6 protein-coding genes are annotated in these 17104 nt (G+C 61.3%); all 6 read right to left on the reverse strand.

All coding sequences use genetic code 11. The features are described 5' to 3' along the window. Window positions 1–257 precede the first annotated feature (257 nt). The gene (locus ACTD9P_RS15500; RefSeq protein ID WP_043305952.1) at window positions 258–542 is read right to left on the reverse strand and encodes a hypothetical protein; all 285 of its coding nucleotides are present in this window, start codon (window positions 540–542) and stop codon (window positions 258–260) included. After that, complete coding sequence (locus tag ACTD9P_RS15505) at window positions 542–10873, reverse strand: hemagglutinin repeat-containing protein (RefSeq protein WP_438868347.1); 10332 nt, start codon at window positions 10871–10873, stop codon at window positions 542–544. The genes ACTD9P_RS15500 and ACTD9P_RS15505 overlap by 1 nt, the downstream gene beginning before the upstream one ends. Before the next feature lie 31 nt (window positions 10874–10904). Then, the gene (locus ACTD9P_RS15510; protein ID WP_438868348.1) at window positions 10905–12629 is read right to left on the reverse strand and encodes a ShlB/FhaC/HecB family hemolysin secretion/activation protein; all 1725 of its coding nucleotides are present in this window, start codon (window positions 12627–12629) and stop codon (window positions 10905–10907) included. Window positions 12630–13276: 647 nt separating this feature from the next. Next, window positions 13277–13759 (reverse strand): poly-beta-1,6-N-acetyl-D-glucosamine biosynthesis protein PgaD, encoded by a 483-nt coding sequence (gene pgaD, locus ACTD9P_RS15515; protein ID WP_438868349.1) that lies wholly within the window; start codon window positions 13757–13759, stop codon window positions 13277–13279. A 2-nt stretch (window positions 13760–13761) separates the two neighbouring features. Further along, window positions 13762–15102 (reverse strand): poly-beta-1,6-N-acetyl-D-glucosamine synthase, encoded by a 1341-nt coding sequence (pgaC, locus tag ACTD9P_RS15520; protein WP_438868350.1) that lies wholly within the window; start codon window positions 15100–15102, stop codon window positions 13762–13764. 2 nt (window positions 15103–15104) lie between these two features. Next, window positions 15105–17102: a poly-beta-1,6-N-acetyl-D-glucosamine N-deacetylase PgaB gene (pgaB, locus tag ACTD9P_RS15525; protein WP_438868351.1), complete on the reverse strand. Its 1998-nt coding sequence runs from the start codon at window positions 17100–17102 to the stop codon at window positions 15105–15107. Between the last annotated feature and the right edge of the window lie 2 nt (window positions 17103–17104).

Here is a 17104-nt window from a genome sequence, read left to right on the forward strand (position 1 = left end):
CCTGACGATTTGACGTCTACGATTCACGCGGGCTGTCCTTGTTCGAGTGGTGTGTGTTCGCAACTATCACCGTAGACCAAGGACGGCCTTTTTTCATTTTTCTGTAGTCAGATCAGCTGGTTAGCTGGTTAGCTGGTTAGCTGTTAAGGAAGTGCCATTCTGGTCTGACCCCTATTTCCTGCTATTTTCGTGACCCCTATTTCCGCTATTTCCGCGAGTTCTGCTATCGGGGCCAAGCAAAATATCTAAATATCAAGTTATGGATATATGCCGAGCCGCTCAAGCTCAGAGAAAAAATATTCCATACCTTCCCGTATGCTATCTGTATCTTTTCTTATTACAACATCGTTACTTGTCGACATATTTAAAATAAAAGTATAAATATTACGCTCTCTTTCACCATCCACCTTAAAGATGAAAAAACCCTTATTTTTCATCGCCACCAACTCTAGTATTTGAATAAACTCCTCTAGCCCGACGCCATTCATACTTGGCGAACCGAAACGAGCCGCATACTTTTCAGAAAGCTCATTGAAAGACATTAATCCAGCCCTCTTAATGCTTTTGAAATGTCTTGGACATTAGTTAGCTTCCCCGTCGCAACCTTATCCACAACATTCCAAATAATTTGTTTTGGCGGACCATCCACGCCGTTTTTTATAAGCAACTGCTCAACCACCTCAACAGCAGTCCGCTTGTTCCCATTATCAAACAGATGCCCGCCTGCAATATCCCTGATCATTGAGCCAGCCTTATTATAAAAACCATCATAATTGGCAGCATTTGCAATAGCCGTATCTACTTCTCTGAATGAAACCGAACCGCCAAACTGTGAATTTATAGCAGTGATGTCGTCTGCACTTAAGCCGACCTTGAAACCACCAAGACCTGTTCCACTTGGAAGGTTTGACGCTGAAGCTAGATCATCTACCTTTCCGGCAGCGCCACCAGTTGCTTTTGCACCAGCCTCCTTTACCGGGTGGGCATACGGCATGCCAGCCTCAGCATCCGGCGAGGAAATCGAGGTGTATGGCGCCTTTGCACCCTGAATCTCATTACTGGCGCTGCTAATCAGCTTCGATGCTTCGCTGATATCGCCCCTGTTCAGAGCTTTGCGTGCCATTTTCAGGGTGCCGGAAATAATCCGTTCACCTGGAATAAGAGATGCTGCTACCTCAAGGTAATCAAGTGCACTCTCAGCCTCCGCTACGCTTTTAACTGTGCCGATAACTGGTACAAAATTTGCGCCTTCTGACAGGGCACCTTTGAGCTCTTCCCGCCGCTGAGTATACATCTTGACCGAGCACGCTTGCTCACTCATGCCAGCGCAGTTTTGCTCCTTGTAGTGTTGGTTTTCTGCTTTGACGCGGTCTTCAGCCTGCTGCTCAAGTGTCTTATGTGCGGCTAATGCTTCTGCAATATCACTGAGGGAGTTGTTCTCCACCGCATTGCTTCCCGCCTTTGCTCCAGTAACCGCACCGCCCAGATCACCACCAGCAATCCCCCCAGCCAACCCTGCTGCTAGACCCGAAAGTGCAACAACCGTCTCTCTCTCCTCCTCCGTCAACTCGATTGTCTTCTTGCCCGGATACAACTGATGGGCGATGAATTCACCCGTCGCAGCTCCCGCAGCCCCCGCTCCCGCAGAGTTGCCTTGCGCCTGCGCCACCACCGCACCCAATACGGCATGCGCCATGGTGTTGAGTACAGCGTTGTCTCCGGTGGTTTTCCTGATGACTTGCGCCATGTACGGCGCCGACGCGCCCGCAATAGCGGAACCGATATCGCCTCCCACCAACCCTTGCAATGCTGCTGTCACCGCCTGCGCTACACGTGGGTAATTGCCGCCGACCCCGTAGTCCGCCATGATCCGTTGATAAGCGTCAGTGGCAATCAGTTGTTTCTTGTAGGCATCGACGTCCTCTTTTTTGGCATCTTTTCCAGGGTCCTTGATGCCACGCTTATCAAGTTCAGCACGCGCCTCTTTATCAGCATCGATCTGGCCTTGCGTGCGGACAATATCAACCGCTTGAGTACCAATATCCGCAATCAACTGCACCTGCCGCAGGCGCTTCTGCTCTTTTTCCTTATCAAAGATCGGGCTGATGCTGCCGTTGGCGTGTTCAACATCGTGGCTCAGCGTTGCAACGTCCTGCTGCTGTTTGGCAGGGTCGCGGATGTCGAGGGTACCGTTGGAAATGGCCGATGAGGTGGTGCCGCTGTCACTGTCGCCATGATTGAACGCGATCAAGCTGCCGGAGGGCAGGTTGCTGATGAAGGCGTTCGCTCCGCTTGCGCCACTGCTCACACTGGCGCTCTGCAACTGGCTTGTGTACTCAGCCTTGTTCTTTAAAACGCTCCATCCCAGCGTGCCGGTGCTCAGGCGGTTTTTGTCCGGCGTGGCTGTGCTGCCGATCACGCTGCCATCGAGTTGCGTGTGTTTGCCTACGTCAATCTGGTAGCCGCCCTTACCGCCGAACAGGCCGGTTTGCTCCTGCACACTCTGGTATTTGGAGTCGATCTTGCTTTTACTGATGCTCAGGTTTGCACTGCCACCGGTGCCGATGATGGCGAAGCTGACGCCCCCACTCACGTCCGTCTGCTTGGACTTGTAGTTATCGGTGTCTTGCAGGCTTTGCAGCGTAAGGTCGCGCCCCACAGTAGCGGTAATTTTGTCTGCGCTGACCTGCGCGCCCTTCAGGGCGGTGTCTCGGCCGCTGATCAGGCTGACCTGTTTGCCCGCATCCAGGGTTGTTTCCGTCCAGGTGGTACCGGTGCCCTTCTCGTTACCGGTGCCTTTGTTGGCATTGGCGAAAATGCTCAGGCCGCCGCCTTCGGAACCCACGCCTAGGCTGATACCTACCGCACCACCACTGCTGCTATTTTTGCCATCAAGTTTTTGGTTATTCGCCGCAGCTTCCAGGCGAATATCGCGCTCCGCCGCCAGCCGCATCTCATTACCGGCCTGAAGCTTGCTGCCTTGAACATGGATATCACCTGCGGCCCCAGGCGTACCGTTGCCGTCCGCCACGATGGTGAGGTTGTTGCCGGCCGTCAGGCTGCTGCCCTGGCTGAGTGTTTGCTCCTGAGTCTGTTTGGAATCGGATTTTTGCGAACCCAGGGAGATGCTGATCCCCACAAACTGCGAAGCGTTAGCACCGGTCATGCCGCCATTCTGCTGCGCCGCTTGCCACGCCTGCACGCCCGTCAACCCTGCCTTCACACCTTGCAGCGCCGAGAGACGGCCGTCGTCCTCGTTCTTGGCTTGCTTGGCGGTCTTATAAGCGGAGTCCACCGCGCTACCCACAGTGCCGGACAACGCCAGGGTCAAACCACTGGTTTTGCTTTTGGAGGTCTGCTCGCTGCGGTTGTTGTTCTCGGAAGCCAGGATGCTGACATTTTGCCCAACCAGGCTGATGTCCTTACCGGCAACCACGTCAGAACCGCGAATGGTCAGGTCTTTGCCAGCCTGAATATCCACACTGCCCAGCACACTGCCGATGTTGCTGGCCCGGGTGGTTTCGGTGCTGCTGGTGAAGGTGTTCTGGTTGCTGCTTGAACCCAACGTAACGCCGATGCCGCCGCTGCTCATCAAGCCCGATTTTTTGGTCGAGGACGAATGGCTTTGTTCAAAGGTTTCCGTTGCCCCATCAATCACTACATTGCGCCCGGCAACCAGGCTGGTGGCGTTGGTGGAAACCACGTCGCTGGTGGTAGTGCCGATGTCACGGCCAGCACGCACGACCACGGTATCAGCGCTGATGGAAGAGCCCTGCTGGCTGATCTGGTTACTGCTGTCGATGCGCGTTTTCTGGCTGCTGGACAGCAACCCTTTGCTGGTTTTGGTTTTGCGGTAATAGCTGTAGTCGCTGTCTTGCGCGGCGTTCAGCGCCAGGTCATTGCCTGCGTACAGGTAGGCTTCCTTGCCGGCACTCGCACGGCTGGCGCTGACCACGAGGTCGTTGCCGGCACTCAGGGAGAGGTTCTCACCGGCAACCAGCGAGGTGCCCACTTGCTGAACGTGGTCTTCCTGGCTGGTGACCTTCTTGGAATTAAACGCCGAATGCTGTTCATTCGCCGCCGACGCCAGGTTCACATTGCCCTTGGCTACCAGCGCCAGATCACGCGTGGCATTCAACTGGCTGCCGATAGCGCTGATGTCCCGCGCAGCCACCACCTGGAAGTCGCGCCCGGCCTCGATCACGGTGCCGTATTGGGTGGCCGAGTTACTGCGCATCAGGGTGCTGACGGCATTGGCGTTGCGTTGTTCGGCGGTGGCCAGGTTCACGTCGCGCCCGGCTTGAACGCCCAGGTCGGCGCCGCTTTTGAAGGCGCCGCCGGTGCTGTTGACGTCGCGCCCGGCTTGCAGGGTGAGGGTATTGGCGGCTTCGATGCGGGCGGCGTTGTCGACGAAGTCGGTGCGTTCGGTGCGGTAGCCGCTGCTGCTCTGGTGGCTGGTGACGGTGCGTTCGTTGAGCACATCGCCATTTACTGCGCTGACGCTGACGTCGCGCCCGGCGATGATGCCGCCGGCGCGGTTGGTGAGGGTGTTGCCGGCGAGCAGGTCGAGGCGGTTGCCCGCTTGCACAAGGCCGCTGTTGACCATGTTGCGCCCGGCGCTGGCGGCGAGGTTGTTGGTGGCGCGCAGGGTGCCGACGTTGTTGAGGTCGGTGCCGCTGACCAGGTTCAGGTCGCTGCCGGTGATGAGTGCGCCGTTGGGCGCCAGGCGGTTGTTGGCCTGGGCCAGGTAGAGCACGGGCACCAGCACTTGCTGGCCGGCGACGGTGGCGTTTTCCATCCACACGATGTCGTGGGTCAGGGCCGCCACTTGCTCGGCGGTGAGGCTCACGCCTACGGCCAGGTTTAGCGCCTGTTTGGTGCCGATGGCGTTGTCCATCAGGTACTTGAACATTGCTGTGTCGCTGGTCTGGCCATCGATGAAGCGCTGGCCGGTACGGGCGATCACGGCTTGCTGGATCAGGCGCTGTTCATACAGGCCGTCACCCAGGCGCTTTTGTGCCTGGTCCGGGTCGTAGCCCAGTTTGGACAGCATGTAATCGGAGCTTAAGAACTGGCTGAGGTTGGTCAGCAGCGGGTTGGTTTCGATCAGGTATTTCTGTGGGTTGGAGGCGAACTGGCTGTCTGGCAGGCCTTGCACGCGGTTAATCACCACGCCGTCGGCCGAGGTGCCGCTGCCGGGCACGACCGGGCCGGTAACCGGCGTGCGGTCGACACTGCCGCCGCCCAGGGTCCAGCCTTGCGGGCCGGTGCTGGCAGGCGCGCTGGCGCTCTGGCCACTGAGGCGGAACAGCCCGCCCTGGCCGGTAGGCAAGGTAAAGCCGGGCAGGCTCAGCGGGTTGATCTGCTGTTGGGCCAGGTCCGGCGGCAGTTGCTGGTTGAGGGTGACGCGTGTCGAGTAACCGGCTGCGCCACTGGCACCGGTGGCGTCGGTGGTGGTTTTGGCACCTGCGCCGATGTAGCTATAGCCCAGGCGCACCACACTGTTGTCGATACCGGCTTGGGCCTTGACGTCTACTGCGCCGCCCGCCTGAATCACGGCGGCGTAACGTTGGTCATCGCTGGCAATTTTGGTGACTTTGCCGAACTGGGTGCGCTCGATCTCCATCATGCCGATAAAGTTAGCCACGGTGGCCTCAAGGCCGCCGAGGTCATTGGGGTTGTAACCGGCGCTTTTGTACCAGTATTTGTTGGTGAGTGCGGCGGCGGCGCCGAACCAGCCTTCAGGGTGCTTGGTGCGCTTTGACGTGAAAAGACGATAGGTCTCGGTCTCGCCAGTTTCGATGCCGGTGTTGACCAGGTTGTTCAGGCGCGCGGTGAAGTTACCGCCGGCCGCGATCGAGCTGCTGCTGTTGAGCAGGTCGCCGCCCGCCAGGGTCATGTTACCGCCCGAGGTGATGCTCGAACCGGCACTGGCGGCGGTCACTTCCAGTTTGTCGCGGGTCACCAACTCCCACACGTAGTTACGCGGGGTGCCGCCCGCATGGCAGTCACCGGCGTTGACGTACTCGATGCAGGTGCCTTCGGTGGCCGAGGCGGTGTAGACGCCCGCATCGTTGACGTCGAGTACCGCCCGCTGGTTTTTGATCGAGTTGGCGGACAGGCTGAGGTTGCCGTCACTCTGGATCGTGGATGAGCTGTTGAGGATGCTGCTGGCCAGGCCGCCCTTGCCGTCACGGTCGACGCTGAGGTTGCCCAGGCTGTAGACGTCGGCGTAGCTGTTGTTCAGCGCGTCCACACGCAGGCTCATGTCGCCGCCGCTGAAGATCAGGCCGTGGTCATTGAGCAAGGCGCCGGTGGTGGCGACCAGTCGCTGGCCGCTGCCCAGGGTCGCGTAGTTGTTGAGTGTGCCGGCGTTGACCACGAGGTCTGTGGCGGCGGTGAGGCGCCCACGGTTGTTGAGTGTGCCGGCGATGTTGGCGGTAGTAACCCCGCCGCCGGCAATGCTGGCCGTGTCGCTCAAGTTGGCCTGTGCGGCGCTGAGGTTGAGGTTGCCCAGGCTGCTGATGCGCCCGCTGCTGTTGAGCGCGCCGCTCAAGGTCAGGTCGAGCGCGCCGTCGCTGGCGATCAGGCCGTGGGTGGTCCAGTTGGCGCCATTGCCGACAAAGCCTCGGGCACCGAGCAGTTGGCCGGTGGCGGTCTGGTCGAGGTTGTCGACGTTGACCGTGAGCTGCCCGGCCTGGATCACGCTGCTGTTGGTCCAGTTGCCCTGGGTGATGGTCAGGTCGCCACGGGTGACCAGGCTGCCGCCCACGTCGTTGAGGTTGGCCGGGGCAATACCGAAATTGCCGGTGCCCACGTGCAGTACGTTGCCGCCCAGGTTCTGGAAGCTGCCGGCGTTGAGGGTCAGGTCGTTGTTGGCGGTTTCCACCACGCCGTTGCGGTTGTCGAACAGGCCGCCGATGGCGAATTCGGTGGTGCCCGCCGTGCCCAGCGCACGCAGGCGCCCGGTCTGGTTATCGAGGCTGGCCGCGCGCACCTTCAGGGTGCTTTCGCTTTCGATGATGCCGAGGCGGTTGTTGAGTGCGCCGCTGAGGTCCAGGTCGATCTGTTGGCCGGCAATCTGGCCGTCGTTGTCACCGCTGTTATCGAAGTCATGCCCGACCACGCGCATCAGGCCTTTGGCATACAGCCCGCCGTTGCGGTTGTCGAAGTTGCCGGTGGTGACCAGTGCGTTGCCGCCCTGCGCGGCGATGCGCCCGCCGTAGTTGTCTACGCTGCCGGCTTGCAGGTTGAGGCTTTGCCCCTGCATCACGCCGCCCTGGCGGTTGTTGTTGAGGTCGTAACCGTTGCGCAGCACGCCGACTACTTGGGTTTGCAGCGCGGCCTTGAGGCTGGCGAGGGTGCCGCCACGGTTGTCGAGGCTGGCGGCGTTGACGCTGAGGTCACCGGCCTGGGCGATCAGTTTGCCGCTCTGGTTATCCAGCATGTCGGCCACGTTGGCGGTCATGCCGCCCTGGCTTTGCACGGTGCCTTTGCCATTGTCCAAGCGGTTGGCCGTGAGGCTGAGGTCGGCGTTCTGGCTGTAGATCAAGCCGTCGTTGCCGTTCTGTACCAGGCCGCTGGCGGTGAGGCTCAAGCGGTCGTTGGCGGCCAGGGTGCCACGGTTGCGGTTATCCAGGCCGACAGTCAGCAGGGTCAACAAACCTTGGCTGGCGATCTGGCCGCCCTGGTTGTTGATCTGCGCCGCGCGGCTGATCAGCAGCGGGCCGCCGCTGGCCAGTTTGCCATTGGTGTTGGTCAGGGTCGCGAGCAGGTCGAGGGTGGTGGCGGTGCCGCCACTGATGCTGCCGGCGCTGTTGTCCAGGTTTTGCGTAGTCAGGCTCAGGGCCGCGCCGCTGTCGATCACGCCGCCCTGGGCGTTGTTGAGCAAGCCGCCGACGGTAAGCGTCTGCCCGGCCGCGCTGGAGAGTACGCCTTTGTTGCTGTTGTCCAGTTCGCCAGCATTAACGGTCAGCGCTTTCTGGCTCACCAGTGCCCCGCCTGCGCTGTTGAGCAGGTTGGCGGTCAGCGTGGCGTTAAGGTCGCCGTATCGGCTCGACAAGGTGCCGCCGTTGCGGTTATCGAGGTTCGCGCCGCTGACGGTGAGGCCCTGCCAGCCGGACATCAGGCCATTCTGGTTGATCAGGTTTTCGGCATTGAGCACCAGCAGGTTATTGCTGATCAGCTTGCCGTTGCTGTTGTTCAACGTGCGGCCGCTAAGGTTCAGGGTTTGCGCGCTGGAGAGTTCGCCTCCCTGGTTGCTGAGGTCACGCAGGTGGTTGATGGAGAGGTTGCCGGCGGTGGTGATCAGGCCACCGGTGTTGTTCAGGTCGCCGGTGGCGGTGCCGAAGTCCAGGGCAATCGCGCTGCCCAGCAGCGAGCCGTTCTGGTTGTCCAGCGCAGCGCTGTTGAGCGTCAGCGTATTGCTCGCGTTGAGCAGGCCCTGGTCGCGGTTGGTGAGGCGGCCAGCCACGTTGAGCAGCGTGTCGCCACGGCTGGTGAGGGTGCCGCCGCTGTTGTCGAGGTCGGTGGCGTGGGCGTCAACCGAGGCGGCGGCAATCAGGCCTTTGACGTTGGCCAGGGCCTGGCCGATGCGCAGGGTCAGCGCGGCGTTGCTCAGCAGTTTGCCGCTGCTGTTGTCGAGGTTGTCGGCGGTGAGTGTGAACGCCTGGCTGCTGGAGATTTCACCGCCCTGGTTATGCACGTTCTTGAGGTTGCTGAGCATCAACAGCGGCGCGTTGATCAGCCCGCCCTGGTTGTTGAACTCGCCACGGTGCAGGTCCAGCGTCAGCGCCTCGGCGCTGGTGATCTGACCGCCTTGCTGGTTGTTGAGGTCGGCGGTGCCGAGGGACAGGGCCTGGCGCGCACTCAGGGTGCCGTTCTGGCTGTTGTCAACGCTTGCGGCGTTGAGTATCAGGCTGCCATCGGTGACCAGCCGCCCGCCTCGGTTATCCACTGCGCCGAGTGCGCTGAGGGTCAGCGGCCCGGCGCTGGAGAGCGTGCCGCCGCCGTTGGCCAGCGTGCGCGCCGAGATGCTCAGCAGCCCTTCGCTGCTGATCAAACCCTGGTTGCGGTTGAGCAGTTGGTCGACATTCAAACCTGCGCCGCCACCGGCAATCAGCAGCCCGCCGTCGCTGTTATCCAGTTGCGTAGCGGTCACCACAACGCCCGAACGGCTGGACAGCTCGCCGTTGCGATTGTCGATGTTGGCGACATTGACCTGCACACCACCCACGCCTGCGACCAAGCCTTTTTTGCGGTTGTCGAGGCTATTGCCGGCCACGCTCACCGTGCCTTGGCTGGTGACCAGCCCGGCTTGGTTGTTGAGGCTGCCGACGTTGAGGCTCAGCGCATTGCCCGCCGTGATGAGGCCTGCGACGTTATCGAGGGTCGCGACCGTGAGCGCTGCGGTGTCGAGGCTTGAGAGTTCACCGCCCTGGTTATGCACCTCGCCGACCACGGCGGTCAGCGGCCCGTTGCTGGTGACCAACCCACCTTGGGTGTTTTGCAGGCGATCGGCCGTGATGGTCAGGCCGCCGTTGCTGAGAATGCGGCCTTTGTTCTGGTTATCGACGGTGGCGGCGGTAATTTGGGTGTGTTGTTTGGCACCCAGTGTGCCGCCCTGGTTGTTCAACGCCTGGGCATCCACGCTCAACGCGCGGCTGGCAATCACACTGGCGCCGGTGTTGGTGACGACCTTGCCACGCAGGCTCACATCGCCCGTGGCGTTGCGGGTGTTGTCGGCGTTGACGCCGGCTTCGATGATGTCGCCGTTGGTCAGCGTGCCGCCGCTGGACAGCGCAATGCGGTCACCCGCAGCCAGGCTCTGGCGGTTAGTTAGGTCGCCCTGGGTGTTCACGTTCAGGGCTGTACCGGCATACACCGGCCCTTTGGCGTCCAGGCTGGCGGCGTTGATGTTGACCGCGCCGCTGGCGGCGGTTTGCGCCATGCTCAAATGCCCATTGGCATCGAGCTGGATATCACCACCACTGGCCGCCAGCGTGCCGTCGAGCTTCACGCCCACACCGGCTTCGGTGCCCACCAGTTTGATTGCGCCGGCGTACATGCCGCCCAGGGCGCTGGAGTCGATGGCCAGCTCGGGTTTCGCGCTGCCATCGTCGGCCCGCGAAGTGGCTTTCAGGCTTTTGGCGTCGACGTCGTTGCGCCCGGCGACCACAGCCAGTTCACGGGCGTTGATCTGCGCGTTGATCTTGGCCGAGCGGGTGATGATTTCGAAGCGGTCGACGTTGCTGGCGTTCAGGCCTTCGCCGTCGATGGTCACGGCGCCGCCGTCCACCTGGTAGTGGTCCAGGCGACCGACGTTGTCCATCATCGGCTTGCCGGTGGTCAGGGTCACGTTGGGCGTGTTGATAAACCCGCAACCGCTGCACGTGATGCCGTAAGGGTTGGCGACGATGACTTTGGCCGACTGCCCCGCCACTTCGGTGTAACCGCGCAGCTGGCTCGGGCTGCCGCCGTTGACTTCGTTGAGGATGACGTTGGCCGCGCCGCCCTTGAGGTTGGGGTTGCCGACGATATAACCGCCCAGTTGGGTATTCTGCACCGCACCGGTGGCGTTGTTGAGGATCACGCCGTTAGGGCCGACGTTGTAGTCCTTGAACTGGTTATGGGACAAACCACTGCCATTGGGTGTGGCGATATTCACCACCGGCACACCATTGCCCGCCTGGCCGACGCTGGTGGCCGGGTTGCTCACCACAATGCCTTCGGCCTGGGCCAGCAACGGCTGCCAGAACAGCGCGTTGACCAGGATCAGCACCAGGCCGCGCTTGGGCAGGCCGAAGAACGCGTCGCGGCGCTTCAAGGCAGCAGAAGGTTGGCGGGCCAGAAAGGCAAAGTGGCGAACATCCATGGTCAAGTTCTCGTTGCAGCGGGGCGTTGAATTACAGGAAGAAATCCATGCGGAAGTAGATCGGCGCTTCACGCTCCGTCACCACTGCGGGTCTTTCTAACGAGTGGGCAAAGGTCACGCTGGTGCTGACGTATTTGCCACGGGCAAACAGTTCCACGGAGTTGCTTGAAACGCGGCCGTGGTTGTCGCCGTTGTAACGGTCGTTGCGGATCACGCCCTGGTCGTAACCGAGGCTGGTGCCGTATTCGGCGAAGGCCGGGCGCAGCCATTCCAGGGTGACCGGGCGCGCCCAACGCACTTCGTTGCGCCAGTAGCCGCCGCTGTCGCCGGACAGTTGCTGATCCTTGAAACCGCGCACCGACGACGAGCCGCCGAGGCTGATGCGTTGCGGCGAGAACAGCACGTCTTCACTGCGTTGCCCGGTGGCCAGGCTGGTGAAGCTGAACGACTCGCCCCACAGGCGAAACGGCTGCAAGTAGCTGACCGTGGCGGTGTATTTGCGGTAGTCCGGGGTGGGCGTGAGGTTGCCGAACTGGTCGCGGTGCTGGTCGTCGCGCTGGGCGTCAAAGGCACCGATGCCGTTCTGTACGCCCAGGTCGATGTTGACGAAGGCATTGCCGATGCGCCGGCCGTGGTTGATACCAAACTGCAACTCACTGAGGCGGTTGCTGCTGATTTCGAGCTGGGCGTCGTTGATGTAGTTGTTGGTGCGCAGGTGAGCCAGGCCGACGTTGAGCGAGGTTTTGCTCACGTCATCGCGGTGGATTACGCGCTCTGCGCGCAACTGGTGGTTCTGGTTGTCGCCCGACTGTTTGAACTTGAAGGTGTCGGTGTAACCCAGCGCGCGGTAATCGCTCTCGCTGTAGGTGTAGGTGAAGTTCCACCACCCCCACGGCACGTTGTAATAGAGCAGGGTGTTTTTCGAGGTTTTCTGGTGGTCGCTGATGGCGTCGTGGCCGCCGCGCAGCACCAGTTGGTCGGCCAGGCCGAGCGGGCTGTCCCATTCCAGGCCCGCGCCCCATTGCTGCTCGCCGGTGCTGCGTTGCCCGTCGTTGTTGCGCGACAGGCTGGCGCGCCAGGGCTTTTGCGGGGTGTTCTTGACCACCACGTCGCTGCCGCCCACTTGCTTGCCGGGGGTCAGTTCCATTTGCGCCTGTTTGGACGGCAACCGGTTGAGCTGGTCCACCAGTTGCTCGACTTCGCGCAGGTTCAGCGCCTCGCCGACCTTGCCGGGAAACGCCATGGCCAGTTCACGCTCAGTGACGTTGCTGCCTTCGGCGCTGCGCACGGCTTCGAGTTTGCCTTCGACCACCAACACCTGCAGATGGCCGCTGGAGAGGTCTTGTTGCGGCAAATAGGCGCGGCTGGTGACGCGGCCTTTGGCGATGTAATAGTCGGTGATGACTTTGAGCAGCTCATTGAGCTGCGAGACGCCCAGGCATTGGCCTACATAGGGTTTGAGCAGCAGAGTGCGGTCGCCGGCAGGCAGGCTGTCGGCGCCTTTGAGTTCGATGTCTTTGATCGGGAAGCAGCGGGTGTCGGCAGGCGTGGCCGGTGCCTGGGGCTTGGCTTCTTTGCCAGGCAGGTCCTGAAGCTCTTGCAGGCGCCGGCTTTGCTCTTCGAGCAGGCGGTTCTGCCGATCGCGGATCAGGTCTTGATCCCCAGGCGTGGGGGCGGCGATGGCCGTGTTCATGCTCAGGCAGGCGAGCATGAAAGTGCACAACAAGTACCGAGTCCGTGGCAATAAAAAAGACATGTTCGATCCATCGAAAATCAAGGGGCGGCAAACTACCATCGAACTAGCGCTGCCCCAAGAAACGGGGACAGTTGCACATTCGTACTTATTACAGCCGCAACACATTGATTATTAACAACAAAGAATTATCAAACAGAGATAGCGTCAGTCTTTAGAACTTTTATTCCGACCAGCGGCAACTCTTTTGATAGTAATTCGGCAAACAACCGAGCAAATGCCATTATTTAGCCATCAACTACTTGCCGAGTTAGGTTAGTGCAGGGGAATAGCGAAAAGTTCGCGGTTGTTTTGTGAATTGGATCCCATTTATCGGATTATTGCCTCAGGATCGTTCCCACGCTCTGCGTGGGAATGCCGCCTCGGACGCTCCGCGTCCCGGTGACATCAGCTCAAGGGTGACGCGGAGCGTCACAGGATGCATTCCCACGCGGAGCGTGGGAACGATCTTCGTGGTGCTTTCGGAATTTCTAGCCGGCGTCTTTGCCTTTTTCCGCGCCGAGTACAAGGGATCGTTCCCACGCTCTGCGTGGGAATGCCGCCTCGGACGCTCCGCGTCCCGGTGACATCAGCCCTAGGGTGACGCGGAGCGTCACAGGATGCATTCCCACGCGGAGCGTGGGAACGATCTTTTTGGTGCTTTGGAGTTTCTAGCCCGCGTCTTTGCCTTTTTCCGCGCCGGGCACCAGGGTCAGGCCGGGGCGCTCCACGTCGCGGGACACATGGGACTTCACATCCTCCACGCCGCCGTCTTCGTCGTTGTGGATCACCAATACACCCGGCCTGCGAAACTGCTCCAGGTGGCCGTCGCCCAAATTGAAACTCTCACTCAGGTGTTTGTCGCTCAGCGCATTGGCCTCGGCGCGGCGCTGGGCGAATTTGCGCCCACGGCGTTGTTGATAGCGCGCCCAACTGATCAGGATCACTGCGTTGAACAAGGCGATCCACAGATAGATCTGCAAGGTGTTGAGCGCGGCGAAAATCGGCGCCTCGATACGCGGGCCGCCGTGGGTTTCGAGCATGGCGCCGATGCCACGCGCGAGCAGCCAGATCAGCCCGCCCCACGCCAGCAGCGTCAGCAGCACGTCGATGATCCACATCACGATGTTTTGGCGAGTTCTGACCAGCTTCATGGTCACGCCTCCTCTTGAGCGGGTTTGATGCCGCGGTCCGGGCTGACCCAGCGCGCGCGTTTCTGGTGCTGGTTGAACAGCACTTTGGGAAAACTGACCAGGGTGGTGAACAGGCTGACCAGCCAGAACACCATCGGGTACCACACGGTCCAGAACAGGGTTTTCCACAGGTCCTTCTCATAGCGCCGGTCGATCAGGATGCTCACCGCAAATTGCAGCAGACACACCATCGCCAGTACCAGGCCGGTAAAGGCCGGTGGCACCAAAGAATCCACGGCAATCGCCTGGGGCAGTACCACGAACTTGCCCATGCCCCAGAAGATCACTGAGAGCAGGAAGGTAAAGGCCCAACCGGTGGACAGGCAGTATTCGAACAGCAGTGGCCACAGGTAGCGATGGCGCCATTGCCAGATGCCACGGATGTTCTTGAACAGCACCTCGGCGCCACCCTGGGCCCAGCGCAGGCGCTGTTTCCACAGGCCGCCGACGGTTTCGGGCATGAGGATCCAGCACAGGGCACGGGGCTCGTAGAAGATCGCCCAGTGGTCCAATTGCAGCTTCCAGCTCACGTCGATGTCTTCGGTGATCATGTCGGTGGACCAGTAGTCGATGCGGTCCAGCGCTTTCTTGCGAAACGCCACCACCACACCCGACACCGTGAAGATCCGCCCGAACACGCGCTGGGTGCGCTTGATCAAACCGATGATCGAGGAGAACTCGCCCACCTGCACCCGGCCGATCAAGGTCGAACGCGTGCGGATGCGTGGGTTGCCGGTCACGGCGCCCAGGCGCGGGTTGTCGAGCATCGGCGCGACCATGTAGGCCGCTGCGTTTTTGTCGAGCAAGGCATCGCCGTCGATGCACACCAGGTACTCACTGCGCGCCGCCACGGCGCCCATGCGCAAGGCCACGGCCTTGCCTTGGTTCTGCGCCAGGTGCAACACGCGCAGGCGCGGGTTTTCCAGGGCCAGGGCGTCGAGCACGGCGGCGGTGTTGTCGCTGGAACCGTCGTTGACGGCGATGACTTCAACGTTCGGATACAGCTGGCCGAGTGCGGCATGAATGGTGTCGGCGGCGTTATCGCCCTCGTTGTAGCAAGGGATGATGATCGAGATCAGCGGGTTGCCGGCCAGGGTCGGCGCCGGCGTGTCTTCCTTCCACGGCCAATGCCGCTCCCAGTGCAGCCAGAAGTACAGCCCGCCGGCGATCCACAGCGCCGACATGAACAGCGGGTAGAAAAACACGAAGTCCATCAGGAACTGCCCGGTGACCAGGAAGATCAGGCCCAGGGGCACACCTAATACCAGCGCCAACACGAATAAAGCCAGGATTCTGTCGAACATGATCAAGGGTTCCACTGGTTGGAAAGGGCCGGGCGAACTGTCTTCAGGTCCGGCGAATTTTCCAGGAAGTTATCCGGGTAGTAGCCAAAGCTCTTGACCCCCTGGCGTTTGAGCACGCCCATCCATTCGGCCATTTGCGCGCCATTGATATCCGGCGCTGCTTTGGTCCGCCAGTCTTTGGCTTGCAGCTCGAACACGGTTTTTTCCAGCGCGCCGGGGCGTGCCTTAACGGTGGCGACGAGTTTTTCCAGCCAGGCGTTGGAGGTTTTCAGCTCCTGGCCTTCCATCAACGGCATGGCCATGGGCGCGGTCCAGTCGTAGGCCTGGAGGAAGTCATCAAGGTTCTGCGCAAACCAGGCTTCGCTGGCCGGGTTGAGCATCGGCTCGGCAAAGATATTGCGCGCGGTCTGCACCTGCGGGCCACCAATGGCGCGGACCTTGGCGGTCAGCTCGTTGGTGAAGTCGATCAGGTAGCGGCTCTTGAAACGCGTCCAGCGTTGCATCGCTGCCGGGTCTGCGCGCAGCGCGGCAATGCTGCCTGGCAGGCCGTTGGCGGCATAAGCCTTGAGCGCCGCGGGGCTGGCGTCTTCGAAGTCGGAAAGCACGGCGTCGTCGTGGTACAGCACACCGTCGATGGCATTGTTGCGCGCCAGGTCTTCATAGATCTCGCCGATGATCTTGCGCACCTGCGGGTCGAACGGCGACAAGCGTTTGTATTGGTCCGGGTCGGTGCCGACCTGGCCGGTTTGCGGGTCCCAGCGGGTCACACGCTGCAACTTGGGGTCAAGGGCGAAACTCAGCACCGGCATCCAGGCGTAAACCGCCGCATGGGCACGGGTGTGCAACTGCCAGGAGACGCGGTTGAACAGGTCGGCGCGCACCGGCAAATGGCGGTTGGGGAAGTACAGCGAATGCACCAGGCCGTCGCCCTTGGGGTCGGCAAAAGCTTGCAGGAACACGGTGCCCGCGCCCATGTCGACCACACGCTGTACCAACTGGTCGAGGTTGCGCGCTTGCTGGGCCGGGTCGGGGTCGTAAACGTTGTCCAGGTCCACGTGCAGCACCCGCATAGGTGCCTGGGTTTGCACGGCCACCATGCTGTTGGCGAAGTGTTCGCCGTCCGGGTCCGAGGCAACCAAAAAGCGCGGGCTGTTCATCAGGTTGCCGAGGCTGTCGAGGCCGTCTTCCAGGGTCAGCGCCATCTGGTAGCCCTGCGCGTCGACAATCGCCAGCGAGGTGCCTTTGGCGGCGCCATACGGCCACACCCACACCCGAGGCGCCTTGCCGGTTACGCTGCGGATCTTGTTGGTGATCGCCGCGACATCAGCCCGCATGCGCGCGTCGAATTTGGCCTGGTCTTCATAACGACCGGTGGCCGGGTCAAAGCGCAGGCTGGTCGCCGCCGGCTCCAGGTTGCCCTGGGGGTTGGCCAAAATCCCTTTGTGGTTGTTGTCGGTGTGCGCGGCGATTTCCACCAGGCCCGACTGCGACACTTCACGAATCTGCTGCCAGGTGAGGAATTCCCCACGTGGGCGCGGCGAGCCGGCGAAGTCCACCGGTTGATTGAGCGGCGTGTCGATCCAATACCCCACCGGCGCCAGCAAGGCCGGCCAGCGATAGGCGCGCAGAATCGGCATCACGCGGGTGTAAAAGCTCGAATAGCCGTCGTCGAAGCTGAGCATGATGGCTTTGGGTGGCAACTCGGGGCCGCCGTTGCGTGCCGCCAGGATCTGGTCGACGCTGACCGCCTGGTAGCCGTTCTCACGCAACCACGCCAGCTGTTCGATCAAGCGTTCGGTGCGCACCGCCACCACCGCCTGGTCGGGGTCGCGATCCTCGACGTCGTGGTAGGCAATACCCAGGAAATGGTTTTTCGGCCACGGCGCTTCGTTGGCCGCTATCGGCCGCTCGGAGGGTGGAGTGAAGGGCGCGGGTTGCTGGACGCAGGCACTGGCCAGCATTACACCCAGGACCAACAGGCAACGGCAAAGGACGGTCATGG

The organism is Pseudomonas onubensis (assembly GCF_965653655.1).
In the GTDB taxonomy this organism is placed as follows: Bacteria; Pseudomonadota; Gammaproteobacteria; order Pseudomonadales; family Pseudomonadaceae; genus Aquipseudomonas.

Excerpts from the sequence above, each read along its gene's own strand:
- ACTD9P_RS15500 (WP_043305952.1), bottom strand. The coding sequence starts at position 542 with ATGTCTTTCAATGAGCTTTCTGAAAAGTATGCGGCTCGTTTCGGTTCG.
- ACTD9P_RS15505 (WP_438868347.1), bottom strand. The coding sequence starts at position 10,873 with ATGGATGTTCGCCACTTTGCCTTTCTGGCCCGCCAACCTTCTGCTGCC.
- ACTD9P_RS15510 (WP_438868348.1), bottom strand. The coding sequence starts at position 12,629 with ATGTCTTTTTTATTGCCACGGACTCGGTACTTGTTGTGCACTTTCATG.
- pgaD (WP_438868349.1), bottom strand. The coding sequence starts at position 13,759 with ATGAAGCTGGTCAGAACTCGCCAAAACATCGTGATGTGGATCATCGAC.
- pgaC (WP_438868350.1), bottom strand. The coding sequence starts at position 15,102 with ATGTTCGACAGAATCCTGGCTTTATTCGTGTTGGCGCTGGTATTAGGT.
- pgaB (WP_438868351.1), bottom strand. The coding sequence starts at position 17,102 with ATGACCGTCCTTTGCCGTTGCCTGTTGGTCCTGGGTGTAATGCTGGCC.